Genomic DNA, 17,814 nt, shown 5'->3' on the forward strand with positions numbered 1-17,814 from the left:
CGATTGCGCATGCCGAAGGGCGATCGGCTGCGGAAACCCTAACCGCTTGAAAACTGGATGCTCAGGAAAGCGACGAAATAAATGGCGACAAAGGTCAAAGAGAACGAGGAAGTCGAAAACGAACGCGAAGGCGCATCCGACGGCCCACTTCTCGATCTTTCCGATGATGCAGTCAAGAAGATGATCAAAGCCGCCAAGAAGCGCGGCTATGTCACGATGGACGAGCTGAATTCTGTCCTGCCTTCCGAGGAAGTGACCTCGGAGCAGATCGAAGACACGATGGCCATGCTCTCCGACATGGGCATCAACGTCATCGAGGACGAGGACGCCGAAGAGGCGGCCCCGGGCGGCGAAGACGAGGCGAGCGACGACGACAACGAGAGCGAAGGCGGCGAGATCGCACCTTCCAGCGGCACCGCGCTTGCGACCGCCAAGAAGAAGGAGCCGACCGACCGCACGGACGATCCGGTTCGTATGTACCTGCGCGAAATGGGTTCCGTGGAACTCCTGTCGCGCGAGGGCGAAATCGCCATCGCCAAGCGTATCGAAGCCGGCCGCGAGACGATGATCGCCGGCCTCTGTGAGAGCCCGCTGACGTTCCAGGCCATCATCATCTGGCGGGATGAACTCAACGAAGGCCAGACGCTGCTGCGCGAGATCATCGACCTCGAGACGACCTATTCCGGTCCCGAGGCGAAGGCTGCCCCGCAGTTCCAGAGCCCGGAAAAGATCGAGGCCGACCGCAAGGCTGCCGAAGAAAAGGAACGGACCCGCAAGCCACGCGCTGCCAACGACGACGACATCACCAATGTCGGCGGCGACAGCATGCCGGCGGAGGAAGAGGAAGAGGACGACGACGAATCGAACCTTTCGCTTGCCGCCATGGAAGCGGAACTGCGTCCGCAGGTCATGGAAACGCTCGACACGATCGCCGAGACCTACAAGAAGCTGCGCAAGCTGCAGGACCAGCAGGTGGAAGCCCGCCTGCAGGCGACCGGTACGCTCTCTCCTGCCCAGGAGCGCCGCTACAAGGAGCTCAAGGACGAGCTGATCACGGCCGTGAAGTCGCTGTCGCTCAACCAGAACCGTGTCGACAGCCTTGTCGAGCAGCTCTACGACATCTCCAAGCGCCTGATGCAGAACGAAGGCCGCCTGCTGCGCCTTGCCGAAAGCTATGGCGTCAAGCGCGATTCGTTCCTGGAACAGTATTCCGGCGCGGAACTCGATCCGAACTGGATGAAGTCGATCGCCAATCTGGCCGCCCGCGGCTGGAAGGAATTCGCACGCTCGGAAAATACGACGATCCGCGATATCCGCCAGGAGATCCAGAATCTCGCCACGGAAACCGGCATCTCGATCGCCGAATTCCGCCGCATCGTTTCGATGGTGCAGAAGGGCGAACGCGAAGCCCGCATCGCCAAGAAGGAGATGGTGGAAGCCAACCTCCGTCTCGTGATTTCGATCGCCAAGAAGTACACGAACCGTGGCCTTCAGTTCCTGGATCTCATCCAGGAAGGCAATATCGGCCTCATGAAGGCGGTCGACAAGTTCGAGTATCGCCGCGGCTATAAGTTCTCCACCTACGCGACGTGGTGGATTCGTCAGGCGATCACCCGTTCGATCGCCGACCAGGCGCGCACGATCCGTATCCCTGTGCACATGATCGAGACGATCAACAAGATCGTCCGGACGTCGCGCCAGATGCTGCACGAGATCGGCCGCGAGCCGACCCCGGAAGAACTGGCCGAAAAGCTCGCCATGCCGCTCGAAAAGGTCCGCAAGGTCCTGAAGATCGCCAAGGAGCCGATCTCGCTCGAAACCCCCGTGGGTGACGAAGAGGATTCGCATCTCGGCGATTTCATCGAGGACAAGAATGCGCTTCTGCCGATCGACGCCGCCATTCAGGCCAACCTGCGCGAGACGACGACCCGCGTGCTGGCATCGCTCACGCCGCGCGAAGAGCGCGTGCTGCGCATGCGCTTCGGTATCGGCATGAACACGGACCACACGCTCGAAGAAGTCGGCCAGCAGTTCTCGGTTACCCGCGAACGTATCCGCCAGATCGAAGCGAAGGCGCTGCGCAAGCTCAAGCACCCGAGCCGCTCCCGCAAGCTGAGAAGCTTCCTGGACAGCTAAGTCCGCTGGACTGTGGATCCACAACAAGACGAAAGCCGGGCCTTGCGCCCGGCTTTTTGCATTTGTGCACAGGGTGCCGGATAAATCAGCCTCTGCCACGACCCGCTAATTGAGGTCCTGGTTTAATCCTCTGAAACTCAAGAACTCTCTGGGGGAGACTGCCGGTTTTTCCCACCCGCAATGTGCCGGAACGGGTGACGGAGGGTTAAGGCTGGGATGGGTTGTGTCATGCCTTGGGACATCCGCGCCAACCTGCCGACCACCGGTAATTTCCCACAACATCCTGTTTTACTAGCCATATTAGGAGCTTGCCCGGTGGACACCCGCTCTCGCCGCAGACCTGTCCGAGGCGCGGGTCGATTCGACGCGTTCGCCCCCCGCTGCTAGCCTTGCCGCATGTCATTGGATTGAAGAGCGCATTGCGGGGAGGAGCGTGCGCGCAACGAGGATTGGATATATGGCCGGCAGCATTCTGAACGCCCTTGGCGTTTCCCTTCACTACAGCGGTGGCTCTTCTGCATGGTTTTCCGCCACAGGATCAGGCCCCCGGCTGAACGGCACGGCCAGGAACGATTCGATGTGGGGTGACGGCGCGGTCGATGTCACGATGGCTGGTGGCGCCGGCGATGACATCTACTACCTCTATTCGACCCGCAATCGGGCGTTCGAGGCGGGCGGGGAGGGCATCGATACGATCTCCACTTGGATGAGCTATACGCTGCCGGCGCATATCGAGAACCTCACCGTCACCGGCCATGGCCGCTACGCATTCGGCAACGGTCTCGACAATATCCTGACCGGCGGTTCCGGCAGCCAGACGATAGACGGCGGTGCGGGCAACGACGTGCTGATCGGAGGCGGGGGTGCCGACATCTTCGTCATCCGCAAGGGCAATGGCAGCGATCTTGTCACGGATTTCGGCGCGGACGACACGCTGCGCCTTGATGGCTACGGCCTTACCTCCTTCGCGGGCGTGCTTGCCGCCATGGACCAGGAGGGAGACGATGTGCGCCTTGCGCTCGGTGGCGGGGAGAGTTTTGTCTTCGCCGATACGACGATCGCCGATTTCCGGCCCGACCAGTTCCGCCTCGCGCTCGACAGGTCGGCACTGGCGCTGACCTTCGTCGATCATTTCAACGGGCTGAGCCTTTCGGATAACGGCGGCACATGGGACACCCGGCACTGGTGGGCGCCGGAAAAGGGCGCGACGCTGACCGAAAACGGTGAAAAGCAGTGGTATGTGAACCCGTCCTACGGCCCGACCTCGACGGTCAATCCGTTTTCGGTCGATGACGGCGTTCTGACGATTACGGCGGAGAAGACGCCCGACGATATCCGCCCGATCATCGACGGTTACGAATACACGTCCGGCATGCTGACGACGCATTCCTCCTTTTCCCAAACCTATGGCTACTTCGAGATCCGCGCCGATATGCCCGACGAGCGTGGAACCTGGCCAGCCTTCTGGCTGCTGCCCGCGGATGGCTCCTGGCCGCCCGAACTCGACGTGGTGGAAATGCGCGGCCAGGATCCTAACACGGTCCATGTCACGGTCCATTCGAACGAGACTGGCAAGCGCAGCTCGATCTCCAGCGCCGTCACGGTCGACGACACCGGCGGGTTCCACAACTACGGTGTGCTCTGGACGCCCGAGAAGATCGTCTGGTATTTCGACAATGTCGCGGTCGCCAGCGCCGAAACCCCAGACGATATGCACGACCCGATGTATATGATCGTCAATCTGGCGGTCGGCGGAGTGGCGGGTAAGCCCGATGCCGGGCTGGATGACGGCGCCGAGTTGAAGGTCGACTACATTCGCGCCTATGCACTGGACGACTGGTTGGCGTAGCCTTTCCGCCGTGGTTTCCTTGCACCCGCATCGCCCCCATGCAAGTCTGCCGGCGATATGTCGAATGCGGGAGCGCTCAAGGGAATGCTGAAGCGGATTGCGGGTTTCGCGGGTTTTTCCGCTGCGGGCTTGATCGTCGGTACATTGCTTTTCGCCGCCTCGCTGACGCCGAGCCTGTTGCCGCGCACCTATGTGACGCAGGGCCTGCTGTCCGGCGTCGCCATGGCCTGTGGCTACGGCCTTGGCGTGCTGCTTGCCGCGTTGTGGTTCTGGCTGGAACTGCCGGAGCCGAAGGACCGTGTGCGGTTGGGACTGAAGGCGATAGTCGGCGGCGCCTGCGGCCTGGTCGCGCTGGTCTTCCTGTGGCGCACGGCCGAATGGCAGAATTCCATCCGCTCGCTGATGCACCTGCCGCCGATCGAGACGGCGCATCCGTTCTATGTCGGCCTCATCGCGCTTGCCGTCTTCCTTGTCTTTCTTGCTCTGGGGCGTCTCTTTGCACTGTTCGTGCGACTGTTTGCCAGCACGTCGCGCCGTGCCGCCCCACGTCGGCTCTCCTATGTCATTGGTACGGTACTGGCCGCCACACTGTTCTGGACATTGGCCGATGGCCTGCTCGTACGCTTCGTGCTGCACACGGCCGATTCGTCCTTCCGCCGGCTTGACCAGGTGATCGAGCCGGATACGGCAGAACCGTCCGGACCGCTGAAATCGGGAAGTGCCGCCTCGCTGGTGCGCTGGGGCGAGCTTGGCCGCATGGGCCGTTCCTTCGTGGCAAGCGGCCCGACGGCGGCGGATATTGCTGCCTTCACCGGCAAGCCGGCTGTTGAGCCGCTGCGGGTCTATGCCGGCCTCAATGCCGCCGAGACGCCGGAGGCTCGGGCCAGGGTCGCGCTGGACGAGCTGATCCGCGTCGGCGGTTTCGAGCGCTCGACACTGCTGATCGTCATGCCGACCGGCACCGGCTGGGTCGATCCCGAGGGGATCGATACGGTCGAGTACCTGCATCATGGCGACATCGCCAGCGTCGCCATCCAGTATTCCTATCTCGCAAGCTGGCTCTCGCTGCTCGCCGAGCCGGACTACGGCGCGGAAGCGGCCCGCGCGCTCTTTCACGCCATCTACGGCCACTGGACGACGCTACCGAAGGAGAGCCGCCCCAAGCTCTATCTCTACGGCCTCAGCCTCGGGGCGCTGTCATCGGAGCAATCGGCGGAACTCTTCGAGGTGATCGGCGACCCCTATCAGGGCGCGCTGTGGGCCGGTCCGCCATTCCCGAGCCGGATCTGGCGCAAGATGACGGCGGATCGCAATCCCGGCACGCCAGCCTGGTTGCCGCGCTTCCGCGACGGCTCCTATGTGCGCTTCACCAGCCAGCGCAATGTGCTGCCGGAGGCGGGCGATCACTGGGGGCCGATGCGCATCGTCTACCTGCAATATGCCAGCGATCCGATCGTCTTCTACGATCCCTATTCCTTCTACCGTCAGCCATCCTGGATGGACGTGCCGCGCGGGCCGGATGTCTCGCCCGACTTCCAATGGTACCCGGTGGTCACCTTCCTGCAATTGACGCTGGATATGGCGATGGCGACGACGACGCCCATGGGATTGGGGCATGTCTATGCCGGCGAGCACTATATCGACCCGTGGATCGCGGTGACCGACGTCATGGACTGGAGTGCCGCGGACATTGCGCGGCTGAAGGAGAAGTTCCGCGCGGGGCGGTAAGTCCGGCTTCAGAGCGCCGGACCGTGCTGATAAAAAAATCTGCCCCTTGTCGGATCGGCGGCGTGATCCACGTCCTTGTCATGTCCAAACCAAGGAGGAGACGATCATGACCTATGTCGATGGATTTTTGCTCGCCGTGCCGAAGGCCAATGTCGAAGCCTACAAGGAGATGGCGCGCACGGCGGGTGCCGTCTGGAAGAAGCATGGCGCGATCGACTATGTCGAGTGCATCGGCGACGACGTGCCCTATGGCGAACTCACCTCGTTTCCGCGCGCCGTGCAGGCAAAGGAGGACGAGATCGTGATCTTCGCCTGGATCACCTATGAATCGCGCGCGCGGCGTGATGAAATCGTCGCCAAGGTCATGGCCGACGAGCGCCTGAAGGGCGATGCCTGGAAGGATGTCTTCGATGGCAAGCGCATGATCTATGGCGGCTTCCAGGCCATCGTCGAGTTGTGAGCACCGGCCGGTTAGGCTATCACTGCGCTGGATAGCTTTGCAAAGGACGCGCCCATGATGGATCTCTATTACGCGATCGTCGGCACCACCACGGATACCAATGCCGGCCTCGCACGCTTCATGGGCGTGATCATCGCTTTCATCCTCGTGGTCGGCACCCTGTTCTGGGCGATCGGCTGAGGCGCCGGGCGCCATGGCGCAGAAAATCCTGACGGTCCAAACACGCGGGCAGGGTCTCTATGAGTTCACCGGCGATGCCGCGGCCTTCGTGCGCGGTGCGGCTGTGGAAGAGGGGCTGCTGACGGTCTTCGTCCGCCACACATCCTGCTCGCTGCTCATCCAGGAAAATGCCGATCCGGATGTGCGGCGCGATCTCGACCAGTTCTTCCGCCGCCTTGTGCCGCCCTCCGACGACCCGTCCATGCGCTGGATCGTGCACACGATGGAAGGGCCGGACGACATGCCGGCCCATATCAAGGCGGCCCTGACGCAGATCTCGATCGGCATACCCGTCATGAACGGTCGCCTCGCACTCGGCACCTGGCAGGGCCTCTATCTCTTCGAGCATCGGGACCGGCCGCATCGCCGGGAAATCGTGCTGCATCTCGGCTCTTGACGGAACACGTTCACACAGTGGAACGTTCCTGCGGTGATCCATCGAGAGGAGAGATCCATGGCGAACACCGAAAGCATCAATCATGCCGTGATCGAGGCGCTGAACAGCCGCGACTTTGCCGCCCTTGCTGCCAAGGTTCACGAGGACGTCTCGATTTCCGGCATCGGCGAGGGCATGGACAATGGCCGCGAAGCGTTGCGCGCGCGTCTTGCCCGGCATTTCGAGGCCTTTGACGAAAGCTACGACGACGCCCTTGTGATGAGCGATGCCCTCGGCAGCAACGTCGCGATCAAGCTGACGGCGCACGGCAAGAGAGCCGGCGGCGATAGCTACTCGGCGGAAAAGATCCTGCTGCTCGAGCTCGACGAAGGATCGATCACCCGCATTGCCTTCTTCGCCGTTTCATGAAGTTGAATGCAGGCTGAACGGCGGCTTCGGCCTGCGTTCAGCCTGACCCTTCTAAGGTTTCCTCAATCGCCGAACACGACGGTTCGGCGGACCGAAACAGGAGATCCTTCGATGGCCAGCTTTCTCAAAAAATCCATTCTTGCCGCGGTTCTCGGTCTTGGCGCGCTGACCGCCTCGGTGCCGGTCGCCTCTGCCGCAGGCCTCGACGTGACGATCGAAACGGTCGGCTATCGCAACGGTTTCCTCGAAGTGCACGACAATGGCTGGCGCCGTGACCGCTGGGATCGTCGCCATGACCGCTGGGATCGCCGTCACGAGCGCCGTCATGAAACGGGCCGTCGTGGCCGCTGCTCGCCGGATCTAGCCGTGGCCAAGGCCCGCGATTTCGGCCTGCGCCGCGCCCGCGTCGTCGACATGTCGCCGCGCCGGGTCGTTGTCGATGGTTATCGTCACGGCGGCTTCAGCCGTATCGTTTTTGTTAACGACCGTGGCTGCCCGACCATGTGGCGTTAAGAGGAGGGTGCTGGCTGCTCCCTGACGGAAACCGCTCGTCACGTCACCCCCGGCCGGCGAGCGGCCGCCCTCCCGGTTTCGACCGGGAGGGTTTTTGCATTTTGGCAGTACAGGGCAGCTCTCGTCTTGAAGAGGACCATTGCCGGCACCGCGTAGGCAGTTGTTCCGTAGGTATCTATGCGGGCGGCTTGACCGACCAGGCTGGTGGGATGATGCCACATAGGCATCAGGACATCGGCCGTGGGAGATGACGCAGGGGATGGGGCGCTGCTGGGCCGCTCTTCCCCCGCGTCGATGGCCGAATTCTGTGAAAAGAGCGGCCTTTCACGCGCGTTGCCGCTCATGGCGCGGGCTAAGCCGGTGCTTTGACATCCAGTAGATTTTATGCGGCGGAAGTGGCCGGCGACGGTATCGGTTGTGGCGACTGACATTCGTGCGGCCGAGGTCCCGCCAGCACGCTGACGGATTGGCGCAGCTGCGCCATTTCGCGGTCGATCCCGTTTGCGTGCCCGCGGCGACGGCCGGGTGACACGATAGCCGTAGAAACAAAAAAGGGGCCGGTTTCCCGGCCCCTCTTTTGAAAGCGATCAATCGGTTTCACTTGCCGAGTGCGAACGTCACGTTGACGGTTACCGCATAGCTGTTCTCGCCGGTGGCGAGTGGTACGGCGCCGCCTTCGGCATAGTCCTTCGCCATGGCGCGCATCATTGGCATCGGTTCGGCGCGATAGCTGGTTTCGGAAATTTCCAATACGCGGCCGAGATCGACGCCGGCGGCTTCGGTCAGTTCCTTCGCCTTGGCGACGGCGTTTTCCACGGCCTTCTTGCGGGCGGCGCTGACGGCCGTTTCCGGCTTGTCATTGGTGAAGCGGATGCCGCCGCCCTGGTTGGCGCCGAGCGTCACGGCCTTGTCCATGATCTCGCCGAGCTTTGCGAGATCGCGCACGCGCAGCGTTACGGTGTTGGTGACCTGGAAGCCGGTCAAGATCGGCGGCGGGTTTTCGCCCGTCGAGCTCTGCGGATACTGGTACTGCGGGTTGATCATGAACCCGGAGGTCTGCAGGTCGCGCTCCGCAATGCCGGCTTCCTTCAGCGCGGCGAGGACTTCGGCCATGGCCTTGTTGTTGGCATCGAGCGCCTCGCGGGCGGTCTTGGCATCCTTGACGACACCGAGATCGACCAGCGCCATGTCAGGCGCGACTTCAGCGGTGCCTTCACCGGTGACGATGATGGTCGCCTCGCGCGGCTTGGCAGCCTCCTCAGCCTTGGCGGCGAGCGGAACGGCTGCGGCGAGGGCCAGCGAAAGTGCAAAAAGGCTGGCGCCGGTCCGGCGGCCCAAGGTCCCGTGGATCATAAAGAATGTCTCCTGATGGTTGTGTCCCTTGCCCCGTTCTTCGCCCGGGATTGTGTAGAGAATACGGCGGCGCTTGTGAGCGGCAACGAATTCGTCTAGACGATCCACATCGTCGGTTGCCATTGACCGACGACCCCGGCAGACCCGCCGGGCCGGGCCTGTAGCTCAATGGTTAGAGCCGGCGGCTCATAACCGCTTGGTTGGGGGTTCGAGTCCCTCCGGGCCCACCACTCCCCATCATCCAGTATAGTCCAGCTTGGATGATGGGATGCGAGATAATCGCGGTTTTTCAATGGGTTTCAGCACTTCATTTGTCCAAAGTTTGCCGGCGCGCGGTGACATCCGGCCAAATTGTTGGTAGCTTCGTTGGTGTTTATTCGCTGCTTGGGGCAAAATACCAACAATGCCTTTGACCGATGTCTTCTGCCGAAATGCCAAACCTTCCGACAAACCCCAGAAAATCAGTGATGGGGGCGGTCTTTTCCTGCTCATCGAACCACGGGGAAGTAAGCTCTGGCGGCTGGCCTACCGCTTCCACGGCAAGCAGAAGACGCTTTCCCTAGGCATTTACCCGGCTGTCAGCCTGAAAGATGCGCGTGACCATCGCGACCGGACCAAGGAGCTGCTGGCGCGCGGCATCGACCCCGGCGAGCACAAGAAACAGGAAAAGCGAAAGAAGCGGCTGGAGGCCGGCAATACGTTCGAAACTGTCGCGCGGGAATGGTTCGACGCGCAGAAGGCCGGGTGGACGGAAGGGTATGCCGACCGGATTCTTCGCAGGCTCGAAGCCGACATCTTCAAGGTCATCGGCCGCAGGCCCATCAACGAAATCGAACCGCCGGAATTGTTGGACGCGATTCGCCAGATCGAAAAGCGTGGTGCCGTTGTTCTCGCAAGACGCCTCATGCAAGTCAGCGGGCAGGTCTTCCGGTATGCAATCGCCAGCGGGCTTGCGACCCGCGATCCGTCTCAGGACATTCGCGGCGCATTGCGATCCGCAGGCCCGAAGAAGCACCGCACGGCGCTCAAAGAGGCCGACCTTCCCGAGTTCCTGTCGACGCTGGATGCCTACCAAGGCGACCGCAAGACCATCCTAGCCCTCAAGCTCGTGCTGCATACTTTCCTGCGCACCTCGGAGGTCCGTTTCGGCTTGTGGTCGGAATTCGAGGCGCTCGGCGGCGAACGAGCGCTTTGGCGCATTCCGGCCGAGAGGATGAAGGCGCGCGCCGAGCACTTGGTTCCGATCACGCCGCAGGTCGAGCAGATACTGGCCGAGCTAAACCAGCTTTCCGGCGACAGTCCCTACATCCTGCCAGCCAAGACGCTCAACGGCGTAATCTCCCAAAACACCCTGATCTACGCGATCTACAAGATGGGCTATCATTCGAAGGCGACGGTCCACGGCTTGCGCGGTACGGCGAGCACTATCTTGAACGAGCACGGGTTCAATCGCGACTGGATCGAACGCCAGCTTGCGCATGCCGAGCGTGATGGCGTGCGCGCGGCTTACAATTCGGCGGAATGGCTGCCCGATAGAAGAAAAATGCTCGTTTGGTGGTCCAATTACATTGAGATGACTGCACAGACCGGCCGATGATACCCAGCGTCAATCTATGATTTCCTGATCGCACGTAATTGGCGATTCTGTGTGCTCTATATAATAGATTTGCAGTTGAAATATCGTACGAGCGGACTGCGCGATAAGCGCCGGAAGATGGTGGCGTAATGGACGAGATAGGTGACCTCCTTAAATCCGAGGCCGTTCTGACCGCACGTCACAAGCCGATGGACTGCCGGAAGGAAGGTTTTTGCCATGATTGCAACACCCTCACTCCATCCCCGGTCGCCCGCTCACCTGAGGGCCTACCGCCACGGACTGAAACAGTTCGCGCCGGACGATAGGCTAACGTTTAGATACGATGGCTTTCATGAGTTTGCCGATGTAGCCAACATCCTCACGAACGGTTGCTGTCCTAAGGGACGGCTTGCCTTCCTGGTTTTCGGCGCTGATCGTGAGGGTGATGTGTGCCCCCACAACGTGTGGTTTGATGAGCAGTATTTTCTCGGAATCGAGCAGTATGGGGGAGTTGTTCTCCGTCGTTAACTGCAACCAGGCCATGCATCAGTCTCCGTAATGAGTTTCTAGCGGTTTCGCAAGATGATTTTCACTTCGCGATGCCGATTGACGATACTCTTACGGTTAAGGCGGGGAATATATTCAATGGCTAATAATTTTTTGTTAGAAGACTAGTGCGTTATTGTTCAGGAAGTGCCGCTGCGCACGGATTTGTTTCGGCATGCAACAGATGCTCATGAGGGTGGGAGCCCTTAACGTTATCGGCCTTGTCGCCGTGACGCTGGGTGTGACGTTCAGCGAGGCCCGAAGCGCTTAGGAATGGTGCTGATTAGCAAGGGAAGAGGCGAGTAAGGAATCTTGGAGGGTTGTGTCAAAGTTAATAGACGCGCTCGCTGTATCCCGCGAGGGTGTCGAGTGTCATCCGGGGGTGGATAGGACTCGGCTCAGAAATGGGCCGGGTCCTTTGGGCATGTCGTTGCTTTGATTGTTGAGCCATCCCTCTAATATTATTGCATTTATTGATAACGCAGCCGGAACCCTAGAAGCACTCCATCCGTTTTCAAGAATATATGAAAACAGTGGAGGGTGAGATGTTCCAAGCATCTCTTGGCGGCGGCTTCGGTGCACAAGGGTACGGCCTGCGCGCGTCCATAAATGCTGCGGTCGCATATGATGCACTCTGCGCTCAATATCAGATCGATATCCGATACGAGCCGCAGGCGATCATCATCCAGGGGCGCGTTCCGCCGGCAGTGGTTCAGCGCGTTCGCACGATCATTTTCGAGGTCGCTGGGTCGGTCCCGGTCTGGGATCGAACGTTCTGGCTGGGGTGATTGCCCTAGGTTCTGAGAAACACGGCAGCCTCTTCCGCCATTCCGCGCTGCCTTACCAGTCAACGCGTCGCCGGGACAGGTTCGGGTGCCATACTGCGTAAACGATATGAAAAGTTGCCGATTGCGGTGACTGAACGCGTAATATTAATCGAAGTCGAAGACCTCGCCGTAAGGTGCTCCGCCTCGCTCTTCGGCGACATGCCAGCCCAACCATGTTGGTTCGCCGACCAAGCCGCTGCTTTTTAAGGCTTCGAATAGATCTCTTGCCAGTTGTTCGGGTTTTAGAACCAACTCGGTATTGGATATGAAGCAATCGAGCCGATGGTGAGGAAAGAATCCTTCGGCTGCAATTCTTGCGCTTGTGATGAAGAAGCGGGCAACGGGCGTCGATAGCGAACCGCCTGTCTTGTTTCTCTTAAAGTGGTAGATTTGGCCGGACCTGAAGTCATCGCCCGCCGACCAGTTGATATAAAAATCCGGAGATAGGTCAAGGTCATTCATTTGGAGGCTCCAGACATAGGGAGTGGCTTTGATTTTGCTTTACTTGATCAAATATTCCAGGGAGGCAGTCCGCAACCTGTCGCGCGAGATAAATCTCCAGGGCAAGACCACCAGCCGCGGCATTCATGACAGCGGCTGCAGTGAGTTGCGGACACTCACGCCCAAAGCGGACACAGATGGCAGCGAACTACCTGGGTACTCGCCAGGAATTGGCCCTGTTGCTGAAGGGCCAACCTCGTAGCCCGTCTCGATCGCGCTAAGCCGCATCTGCGCAGTATCCTCCAACCCAAGTTGAAGAGACTGGTATTGATCGATGATGCTGAACTGCGACCATTGGGACCGGTTAAAGCCGTGCTTGAAGTGGTTGTAGTAGATCACCGCCTCGCCCAACAAAGCTACCGCCTCATCTACGCCGCGTCAGGGGCCGTGACGTCGAACTGCTATGCAGGTCGGCCATGTTGCCGCGCAGTTTGGTGGCGCGTTTGAAGTGCAGCCCTTGAGGCGTGCCAAAATGCATGCACTTATCAATACTGGTGCATACGAATTTCAGCCATTTTCTCTGCGTTGGTTCCTCGGCGCTCCACGATAACTCAAGAGGCTGCGCGGGGTTTTTGCGCGAAATCGGGCATTTGTAAAAATTTCGACACTGCATTGTCAGTTAATTGACAGTATTATCGCATACAGTTATAAAACTGACATTGCCCTGTATAGGGCCTGCCCGCTGAGGAGTGCGGGTTCACGGAGGAACATCGATGACTGATACACGCTGGCGCTTGGCCTCCGGCGGCGGCCTGTTTGCGCCCAGGGGAGGGTGCTGATGCAGGGGGCGTCCTTCTTTGATCTTGTCGGTTTCGGCCCGGAGGGTTGGGGAGCTGCCTTGCTGACGGCGACGGGCATGACGCTTGCCGTCGCGGTCGGCGGCTTTGCGGCGGGCTCTGTCATCGGCGCGGGCATCACCAGCGCAAAGCTTTCCCGCAGCGGCGCGCTGCGCGCCTTCGGCGATGGCTACACGACCGTGTTGCGCGGCATTCCGGATCTGCTCGTCATCTACCTCTTCTATTTCGGCGGCAGCGCGGCGCTTGGCGCCGTTGGGCGGCTCTTTGGTGCGGAAGGTTTCATCGGCATGCCGGCCTTCATGACCGGTGTGCTCGCCATCGGTGTCGTCTCCGGCGCCTACCAGGCGGAAGTCTTTCGCGGCGCTTTCAACACGATCAGCCGCGGCGAACTGGAAGCGGCGCGTTCCGTCGGCATGGGGACGTGGCTGCGGTTTCGCCGCATCATTGCCCCGCAGGTGCTGCGCTACGCCATTCCCGGCCTCGGCAACACGTGGCAGCTCGTCCTGAAGGAATCGGCGCTGATCTCCGTCACCGGCCTCGTCGAGTTGCTGCGTCAGTCGCAGATCGCGGCCGGCTCCACCCGCCGTCCCTTCGACTTCTACATCACGGCCGCACTGCTCTATCTCGTGATCACGGCTGTCTCCTCCTACCTCTTCCGCCAGGCAGAAGCCCGCTCGCTGCGCGGCGTCAGGAGGGCATGATGGATATCGTCTTCCTTTGGGAAACCTTCCTGCAGCTTCTTGCCGGCATACCGCTGACGCTCAATCTCGCGCTCGTTTCCACGGCGCTGGGCGCGGTGCTGGCAGTATTGCTCACGCTGATGCGCATGTCGTCCCTGCGCCCGGTTGGCTGGGTCGCACAATTCTACGTCTTCGTCTTCCGTGGCACGCCGCTGCTCGTGCAGATGTTCGTCATCTACTATGGCCTCGGACAGTTCCGGCCGTCCCTGCAATCCATGGGCCTCTGGGTGTTCTTTCGCGAACCCTACTGGTGCGCGATCTTCGCGCTCAGCCTCAACACGGCGGCCTATGGCAGCGAGATCCTGCGCGGCGGACTGCAGGCCGTGCCGCACCAGCAGGTCGAGGCGGCGCGCGCCAGCGGCATGTGGGGCTTCCTGCTCTATCGCCGCATCATCTTTCCCATCGCCCTTCGCCAGGCTCTGCCGGCCTATGCCAGCGAGGTCATCCTGATGATCAAGGCGACGTCGCTCGCCTCCGTCATCACCATGCTGGAAGTGACAGGTCTTGCCGCCAAGCTGATCTCCCAGTCCTACCGGGCCTTGGAAGTCTTCCTTGTCGCGGGGTTCATCTATCTCGCGCTGAACTTCGCCATCACCCGTCTCGTGGCGTTCATCGAATGGCGGCTGTCGCCGCATCTGCGTCCTGTCCCGACACCCGCCTCTTCCGGAGCTGCGTTGCAACATGCCTGAAACCGCATCCATCACGCCCGCCGTTTCCGTCCGCAACCTGCGCAAGAGTTTTGGCGCACTGGAAGTGCTGAAGGGGATTTCCTTCGATGCGCGGGAAGGCGAGGTGGTTTCCGTGCTCGGCTCCTCGGGCTCCGGCAAATCCACGATGCTGCGCTGCATCAACATGCTGGAAGTGCCGACCGAGGGTGAAATCCATATCAAGGGCGAAGCGATCCGCCTGAAGAACGGCCGCCATGGCCGCCAGCCCGCCGATGTCAGGCAGCTGAGCCGCCTGTGCACCAATGTCGCCATGGTGTTCCAGAGCTTCAATCTCTGGTCTCACATGACCATCCTTGAAAACCTCATGGAAGCGCCTGTCCATGTGCAGAAGCGACCGAAGGCGGAATGCCGCGAGGAGGCTTTGGATCTGCTCGCCAAGGTCGGCATCGCCGACAAGCGCGACTATTACCCGGCGCATCTTTCCGGTGGGCAGCAGCAGCGCGCGGCCATTGCAAGGGCGCTCGCCATGCGGCCGAAGGTCATGCTCTTCGACGAGCCGACTTCGGCACTCGACCCGGAACTGGTGGGAGAGGTGCTGCGCGTCATGCGCGCGCTTGCCGACGAGGGGCGCACCATGCTGGTCGTGACCCACGAGATGGCCTTTGCCCGCGATGTCTCCAACCGCGTCATCTTCCTGCACCAGGGGCAGATCGAAGAGGACGGCGCGCCGTCGGAGGTCTTCACCGCGCCGCGCTCGGAGCGCTTCCGCAAGTTCATCTCCTCGCACGGCTAGGACATGCGGATGACGGCGTTATTTCAGGCTGCGGCTGTAGCCGACAAAGCTTTCGTAGAGGCTGGCAACATCATGCAGCCGCTCCTCGACGGCAGGCCCGCAATGGGAGAAGACACTGTTCAGGAGAAGCTGCAACAGCGTCCACATGCCGGAGGTCGCATCCCAGAAGAGGTTGAGGTCGGTCGGCACGGCAAAGACCTCGTCGCCGTAACTCCCGGCCCAGTCGCAATAGAGGTCGGTGACGATGGTGATGGGTATGCCGCGCTCGGCCGCCTTGGTGGCAAGCAGTTTGGACTGGTGCGAGTAGCGACGGGCGTCGACCAGCACCAGCGTGCAGCCGGCCGGATCGGTCAGGAGCACCTCGGCGAAGTTGCCGCCGGCGACATCCACCAGCGTCACCTCGTCGCGCAGGTAGCGCAGCATATGCGCGAAGGCCTCGGCAAGGCCGCGCTCGGTCTGGAAGCCGGCGACGAAAACCCGGTCGGCCCCGGCGATGCGTCGCGCTGCGCGGTCCCAGGCCTCCGTCTGGGCATAGTCGTAGACGCGCACGACCGAGGCAACCGCAAGCTCCAGGCTGCGCGCCAGGGCGGGCTCGGTGGCGCTCTTTTGCTGCAGGTCCTTCAACCGGTCACCGAGCAGCCACGGGCTGTCGCTGATGTCGTCCTTCAGCCGATCCTTGAGATCCTTGAGACCATCGTAGCCGATCGAACGGCAGAAGCGGCCGACCGTCAATTCGCTGACGCCCACCTTGTCCGCGACGCTACGCGAGGTCTCGAAGGGCAGGTCGCTGATATGGGCCAGCATGAAATTCGCCAGCGCCTTGCCCGAGGCCGTCGCCTCCTTCGAGGCCTTGGCCAGCCGCTGTCGCACCGAACTGTCGTCCACCCAATTGCCGTCCCGCATGTCGCCCCCGCCGTCTTTCCACTCTCGCCCGCTTGAAAACCCTGCGGGAGGGTCGTTTCGTAATGTTATATAATTAACGCAGCACAAAATAAAGTCAGAAAACTATCATCATGCATCAATCATCCGGATCGTCCCCCCGTTCAGAGAGCCAGCGTCCTGATGTGGATGTTTTGGTGCTCGGCGCCGGCATTATCGGCGTCTCGGTGGCGCTCCACCTGCAGAAGCGCGGCAAATCAGTGCTGCTGGTCGACCGCCGCGCGCCGGGTGAGGAGACGAGCTATGGCAATGCCGGGCTCATCGAGCGGGCGAGCGTCATTCCCTACGGATTTCCACGCGAAATCGCAACACTGTTGAAATATGCGACGAACCGTTCCGCCGATGTGCGCTTCCACTGGCGGTTTCTGCCAAAAGTCCTTCCGTGGCTCGCCCGTTTCTGGTTGGAATCCTCCGCCCGACGCTTGCGCCGTGCCGCGCTCGACATGCTGCCGCTTATCGAACGTTCGCTCCTCGAACATACCGCGCTGATGGCCGAGGCCGGCATTCAGTACCGGGCGCGGCGCACCGGGTGGATAGAGGCCTATCGCAGCGAAGGGGCGTTTTCCGCGGCCAAGCGCGCGGCGCGCGCGCTGGATGAATTCGGCATTCGCTACGATTTCCTCGACCCGCAGGAGCTTTCCGTCCGAGAGCCGCATCTGATGGGCCAGTTTGCAGGAGCCGTCCATTGGCTCGACCCCGCCACGACCGCCGATCCCGGCGGGCTGGTGGTAGACTATGCCGCACTCTTCACCCGCCGCGGTGGTGCGGTGGTCCGGGGCGATGCGACGAGCCTTGCCGCAGACGAAGGCGGATGGAGCCTTGTCGCGGACGGCCGCCGCATTAACGCCCGTGAGGCCGTGGTGGCGCTCGGGCCGTGGTCGGATACGGTTTACAAGCCGCTCGGCTACCGCGTGCCGCTCGCCGTCAAGCGTGGCTATCACGTGCATATCGAGCCGGCCGGCGATGCCGTGCTCAACCATCCGGTTGTCGATGTAGAACGTGGCTATCTGCTCGCGCCGATGGCGCGGGGCATCCGCCTGACGACGGGCATCGAGTTCGCCCACCGCGACGAGCCGGCAACGCCGGTCCAGATCAACCAGACCGAACCCCATGCCCGCGCAATCTTTCCGCTCGGCCGGCGCATCGAGCCGGAGCCCTGGATGGGCGCGCGGCCCTGCCTGCCGGACATGCGCCCGATCATTGGCCCGGCGCCGCGCCACAAGGGCCTGTGGTTCGCCTTCGGCCACAATCACCACGGCCTGACGCTCGGCCCCGTCACTGGGCGGTTGCTGGCGGAAATGATGACCGGCGAAACACCCTTCGCCGATCCCGCACCCTACGCCATGAGCCGTTTCGGCTGAATT

Annotated in this window: 18 protein-coding genes and 1 tRNA gene; 15 read left to right on the forward strand and 4 right to left on the reverse strand. The window is 61.5% G+C overall.

What is annotated here, in order from left to right; genetic code table 11:
• Positions 1 to 81 precede the first annotated feature (81 nt).
• The 8 genes from rpoD (at position 82) to BSY16_RS02195 (ending at position 7,710) form a co-directional block, all read left to right on the forward strand.
• Positions 82 to 2,136, forward strand: coding sequence for an RNA polymerase sigma factor RpoD (gene rpoD / locus BSY16_RS02165; RefSeq protein WP_069058151.1), 2,055 nt, complete (start codon positions 82 to 84; stop codon positions 2,134 to 2,136).
• Positions 2,137 to 2,593: 457 nt separating this feature from the next.
• Positions 2,594 to 3,985: an endo-1,3-1,4-beta-glycanase EglC gene (eglC, locus tag BSY16_RS02170; RefSeq protein WP_069058152.1), complete on the forward strand. Its 1,392-nt coding sequence runs from the start codon at positions 2,594 to 2,596 to the stop codon at positions 3,983 to 3,985.
• 84 nt (positions 3,986 to 4,069) lie between these two features.
• Complete coding sequence (locus BSY16_RS02175; RefSeq protein WP_069058153.1) at positions 4,070 to 5,713, forward strand: alpha/beta hydrolase; 1,644 nt, start codon at positions 4,070 to 4,072, stop codon at positions 5,711 to 5,713.
• Between the two features lie 106 nt (positions 5,714 to 5,819).
• Entirely contained in the window at positions 5,820 to 6,173 is a 354-nt protein-coding gene (locus BSY16_RS02180) for a DUF1428 domain-containing protein (protein WP_069058154.1), read from the forward strand.
• A gap of 54 nt (positions 6,174 to 6,227) precedes the next feature.
• Entirely contained in the window at positions 6,228 to 6,353 is a 126-nt protein-coding gene (locus BSY16_RS32655) for a hypothetical protein (protein ID WP_286157171.1), read from the forward strand.
• A gap of 13 nt (positions 6,354 to 6,366) precedes the next feature.
• Positions 6,367 to 6,789: a secondary thiamine-phosphate synthase enzyme YjbQ gene (locus BSY16_RS02185; protein ID WP_069058155.1), complete on the forward strand. Its 423-nt coding sequence runs from the start codon at positions 6,367 to 6,369 to the stop codon at positions 6,787 to 6,789.
• A gap of 57 nt (positions 6,790 to 6,846) precedes the next feature.
• Positions 6,847 to 7,197, forward strand: a complete 351-nt coding sequence (locus BSY16_RS02190) for a nuclear transport factor 2 family protein (protein ID WP_069058156.1) — start codon at positions 6,847 to 6,849, stop codon at positions 7,195 to 7,197.
• Between the two features lie 111 nt (positions 7,198 to 7,308).
• Positions 7,309 to 7,710 (forward strand): hypothetical protein, encoded by a 402-nt coding sequence (locus BSY16_RS02195; RefSeq protein WP_069058157.1) that lies wholly within the window; start codon positions 7,309 to 7,311, stop codon positions 7,708 to 7,710.
• Between the two features lie 597 nt (positions 7,711 to 8,307).
• On the opposite strand, the gene BSY16_RS02200 is transcribed toward BSY16_RS02195, so the two are convergent.
• Complete coding sequence (locus tag BSY16_RS02200) at positions 8,308 to 9,063, reverse strand: SIMPL domain-containing protein (RefSeq protein WP_069061319.1); 756 nt, start codon at positions 9,061 to 9,063, stop codon at positions 8,308 to 8,310.
• 154 nt (positions 9,064 to 9,217) lie between these two features.
• On the opposite strand from BSY16_RS02200, the gene BSY16_RS02205 reads away from it, so the two are divergent.
• Positions 9,218 to 9,293 (forward strand) — tRNA-Ile (locus tag BSY16_RS02205).
• A 173-nt stretch (positions 9,294 to 9,466) separates the two neighbouring features.
• A complete protein-coding gene (locus BSY16_RS02210; protein WP_069058158.1) occupies positions 9,467 to 10,660 on the forward strand; it encodes a tyrosine-type recombinase/integrase in 1,194 nt (397 codons plus the stop codon).
• A 306-nt stretch (positions 10,661 to 10,966) separates the two neighbouring features.
• Here BSY16_RS02210 and BSY16_RS02215 read toward each other — a convergent pair whose 3' ends face one another.
• Positions 10,967 to 11,182 (reverse strand): hypothetical protein, encoded by a 216-nt coding sequence (locus BSY16_RS02215; protein ID WP_069058159.1) that lies wholly within the window; start codon positions 11,180 to 11,182, stop codon positions 10,967 to 10,969.
• A 548-nt stretch (positions 11,183 to 11,730) separates the two neighbouring features.
• On the opposite strand from BSY16_RS02215, the gene BSY16_RS02220 reads away from it, so the two are divergent.
• Complete coding sequence (locus tag BSY16_RS02220) at positions 11,731 to 11,973, forward strand: hypothetical protein (protein WP_150129847.1); 243 nt, start codon at positions 11,731 to 11,733, stop codon at positions 11,971 to 11,973.
• 144 nt (positions 11,974 to 12,117) lie between these two features.
• Here BSY16_RS02220 and BSY16_RS02225 read toward each other — a convergent pair whose 3' ends face one another.
• Positions 12,118 to 12,474 carry a hypothetical protein gene (locus BSY16_RS02225; RefSeq protein WP_069058161.1) on the reverse strand — a complete coding sequence of 119 codons (357 nt, stop codon included), beginning with the start codon at positions 12,472 to 12,474 and terminating at the stop codon, positions 12,118 to 12,120.
• An 817-nt stretch (positions 12,475 to 13,291) separates the two neighbouring features.
• On the opposite strand from BSY16_RS02225, the gene BSY16_RS02235 reads away from it, so the two are divergent.
• Genes BSY16_RS02235 through BSY16_RS02245 form a run of 3 tightly spaced genes read left to right on the forward strand, consistent with a single transcriptional unit; the run spans position 13,292 to position 15,511 of the window.
• Positions 13,292 to 14,011 carry an ABC transporter permease gene (locus BSY16_RS02235; protein WP_069058163.1) on the forward strand — a complete coding sequence of 240 codons (720 nt, stop codon included), beginning with the start codon at positions 13,292 to 13,294 and terminating at the stop codon, positions 14,009 to 14,011.
• The gene (locus BSY16_RS02240; protein WP_069058164.1) at positions 14,011 to 14,739 is read left to right on the forward strand and encodes an ABC transporter permease; all 729 of its coding nucleotides are present in this window, start codon (positions 14,011 to 14,013) and stop codon (positions 14,737 to 14,739) included. Before BSY16_RS02235 ends, BSY16_RS02240 begins: the two co-directional genes overlap by 1 nt.
• Positions 14,732 to 15,511, forward strand: a complete 780-nt coding sequence (locus BSY16_RS02245) for an ABC transporter ATP-binding protein (protein ID WP_069058165.1) — start codon at positions 14,732 to 14,734, stop codon at positions 15,509 to 15,511. The genes BSY16_RS02240 and BSY16_RS02245 overlap by 8 nt, the downstream gene beginning before the upstream one ends.
• A gap of 18 nt (positions 15,512 to 15,529) precedes the next feature.
• On the opposite strand, the gene BSY16_RS02250 is transcribed toward BSY16_RS02245, so the two are convergent.
• Positions 15,530 to 16,414 carry a MurR/RpiR family transcriptional regulator gene (locus tag BSY16_RS02250; protein WP_069058166.1) on the reverse strand — a complete coding sequence of 295 codons (885 nt, stop codon included), beginning with the start codon at positions 16,412 to 16,414 and terminating at the stop codon, positions 15,530 to 15,532.
• Between the two features lie 110 nt (positions 16,415 to 16,524).
• Here BSY16_RS02250 and BSY16_RS02255 point away from each other — a divergent pair, with 110 nt between their 5' ends.
• Positions 16,525 to 17,811: an NAD(P)/FAD-dependent oxidoreductase gene (locus BSY16_RS02255; protein ID WP_069058167.1), complete on the forward strand. Its 1,287-nt coding sequence runs from the start codon at positions 16,525 to 16,527 to the stop codon at positions 17,809 to 17,811.
• The last annotated feature ends 3 nt before the right edge of the window (positions 17,812 to 17,814 follow it).

Origin of the sequence: Sinorhizobium sp. RAC02, assembly GCF_001713395.1 — a bacterium.
In the GTDB taxonomy this organism is placed as follows: domain Bacteria; phylum Pseudomonadota; class Alphaproteobacteria; order Rhizobiales; family Rhizobiaceae; genus Shinella.

Coding starts and splice junctions, on each gene's coding strand:
- BSY16_RS02250 (WP_069058166.1), bottom strand. CDS start 16,414: ATGCGGGACGGCAATTGGGTGGACGACAGTTCGGTGCGACAGCGGCTG.
- BSY16_RS02190 (WP_069058156.1), top strand. CDS start 6,847: ATGGCGAACACCGAAAGCATCAATCATGCCGTGATCGAGGCGCTGAAC.
- rpoD (WP_069058151.1), top strand. CDS start 82: ATGGCGACAAAGGTCAAAGAGAACGAGGAAGTCGAAAACGAACGCGAA.
- BSY16_RS02220 (WP_150129847.1), top strand. CDS start 11,731: ATGTTCCAAGCATCTCTTGGCGGCGGCTTCGGTGCACAAGGGTACGGC.
- BSY16_RS02255 (WP_069058167.1), top strand. CDS start 16,525: ATGCATCAATCATCCGGATCGTCCCCCCGTTCAGAGAGCCAGCGTCCT.
- BSY16_RS02245 (WP_069058165.1), top strand. CDS start 14,732: ATGCCTGAAACCGCATCCATCACGCCCGCCGTTTCCGTCCGCAACCTG.
- BSY16_RS32655 (WP_286157171.1), top strand. CDS start 6,228: ATGATGGATCTCTATTACGCGATCGTCGGCACCACCACGGATACCAAT.
- BSY16_RS02215 (WP_069058159.1), bottom strand. CDS start 11,182: ATGGCCTGGTTGCAGTTAACGACGGAGAACAACTCCCCCATACTGCTC.
- BSY16_RS02235 (WP_069058163.1), top strand. CDS start 13,292: ATGCAGGGGGCGTCCTTCTTTGATCTTGTCGGTTTCGGCCCGGAGGGT.
- BSY16_RS02185 (WP_069058155.1), top strand. CDS start 6,367: ATGGCGCAGAAAATCCTGACGGTCCAAACACGCGGGCAGGGTCTCTAT.
- BSY16_RS02225 (WP_069058161.1), bottom strand. CDS start 12,474: ATGAATGACCTTGACCTATCTCCGGATTTTTATATCAACTGGTCGGCG.
- BSY16_RS02210 (WP_069058158.1), top strand. CDS start 9,467: ATGCCTTTGACCGATGTCTTCTGCCGAAATGCCAAACCTTCCGACAAA.
- BSY16_RS02200 (WP_069061319.1), bottom strand. CDS start 9,063: ATGATCCACGGGACCTTGGGCCGCCGGACCGGCGCCAGCCTTTTTGCA.
- eglC (WP_069058152.1), top strand. CDS start 2,594: ATGGCCGGCAGCATTCTGAACGCCCTTGGCGTTTCCCTTCACTACAGC.
- BSY16_RS02180 (WP_069058154.1), top strand. CDS start 5,820: ATGACCTATGTCGATGGATTTTTGCTCGCCGTGCCGAAGGCCAATGTC.
- BSY16_RS02240 (WP_069058164.1), top strand. CDS start 14,011: ATGGATATCGTCTTCCTTTGGGAAACCTTCCTGCAGCTTCTTGCCGGC.
- BSY16_RS02195 (WP_069058157.1), top strand. CDS start 7,309: ATGGCCAGCTTTCTCAAAAAATCCATTCTTGCCGCGGTTCTCGGTCTT.
- BSY16_RS02175 (WP_069058153.1), top strand. CDS start 4,070: ATGCTGAAGCGGATTGCGGGTTTCGCGGGTTTTTCCGCTGCGGGCTTG.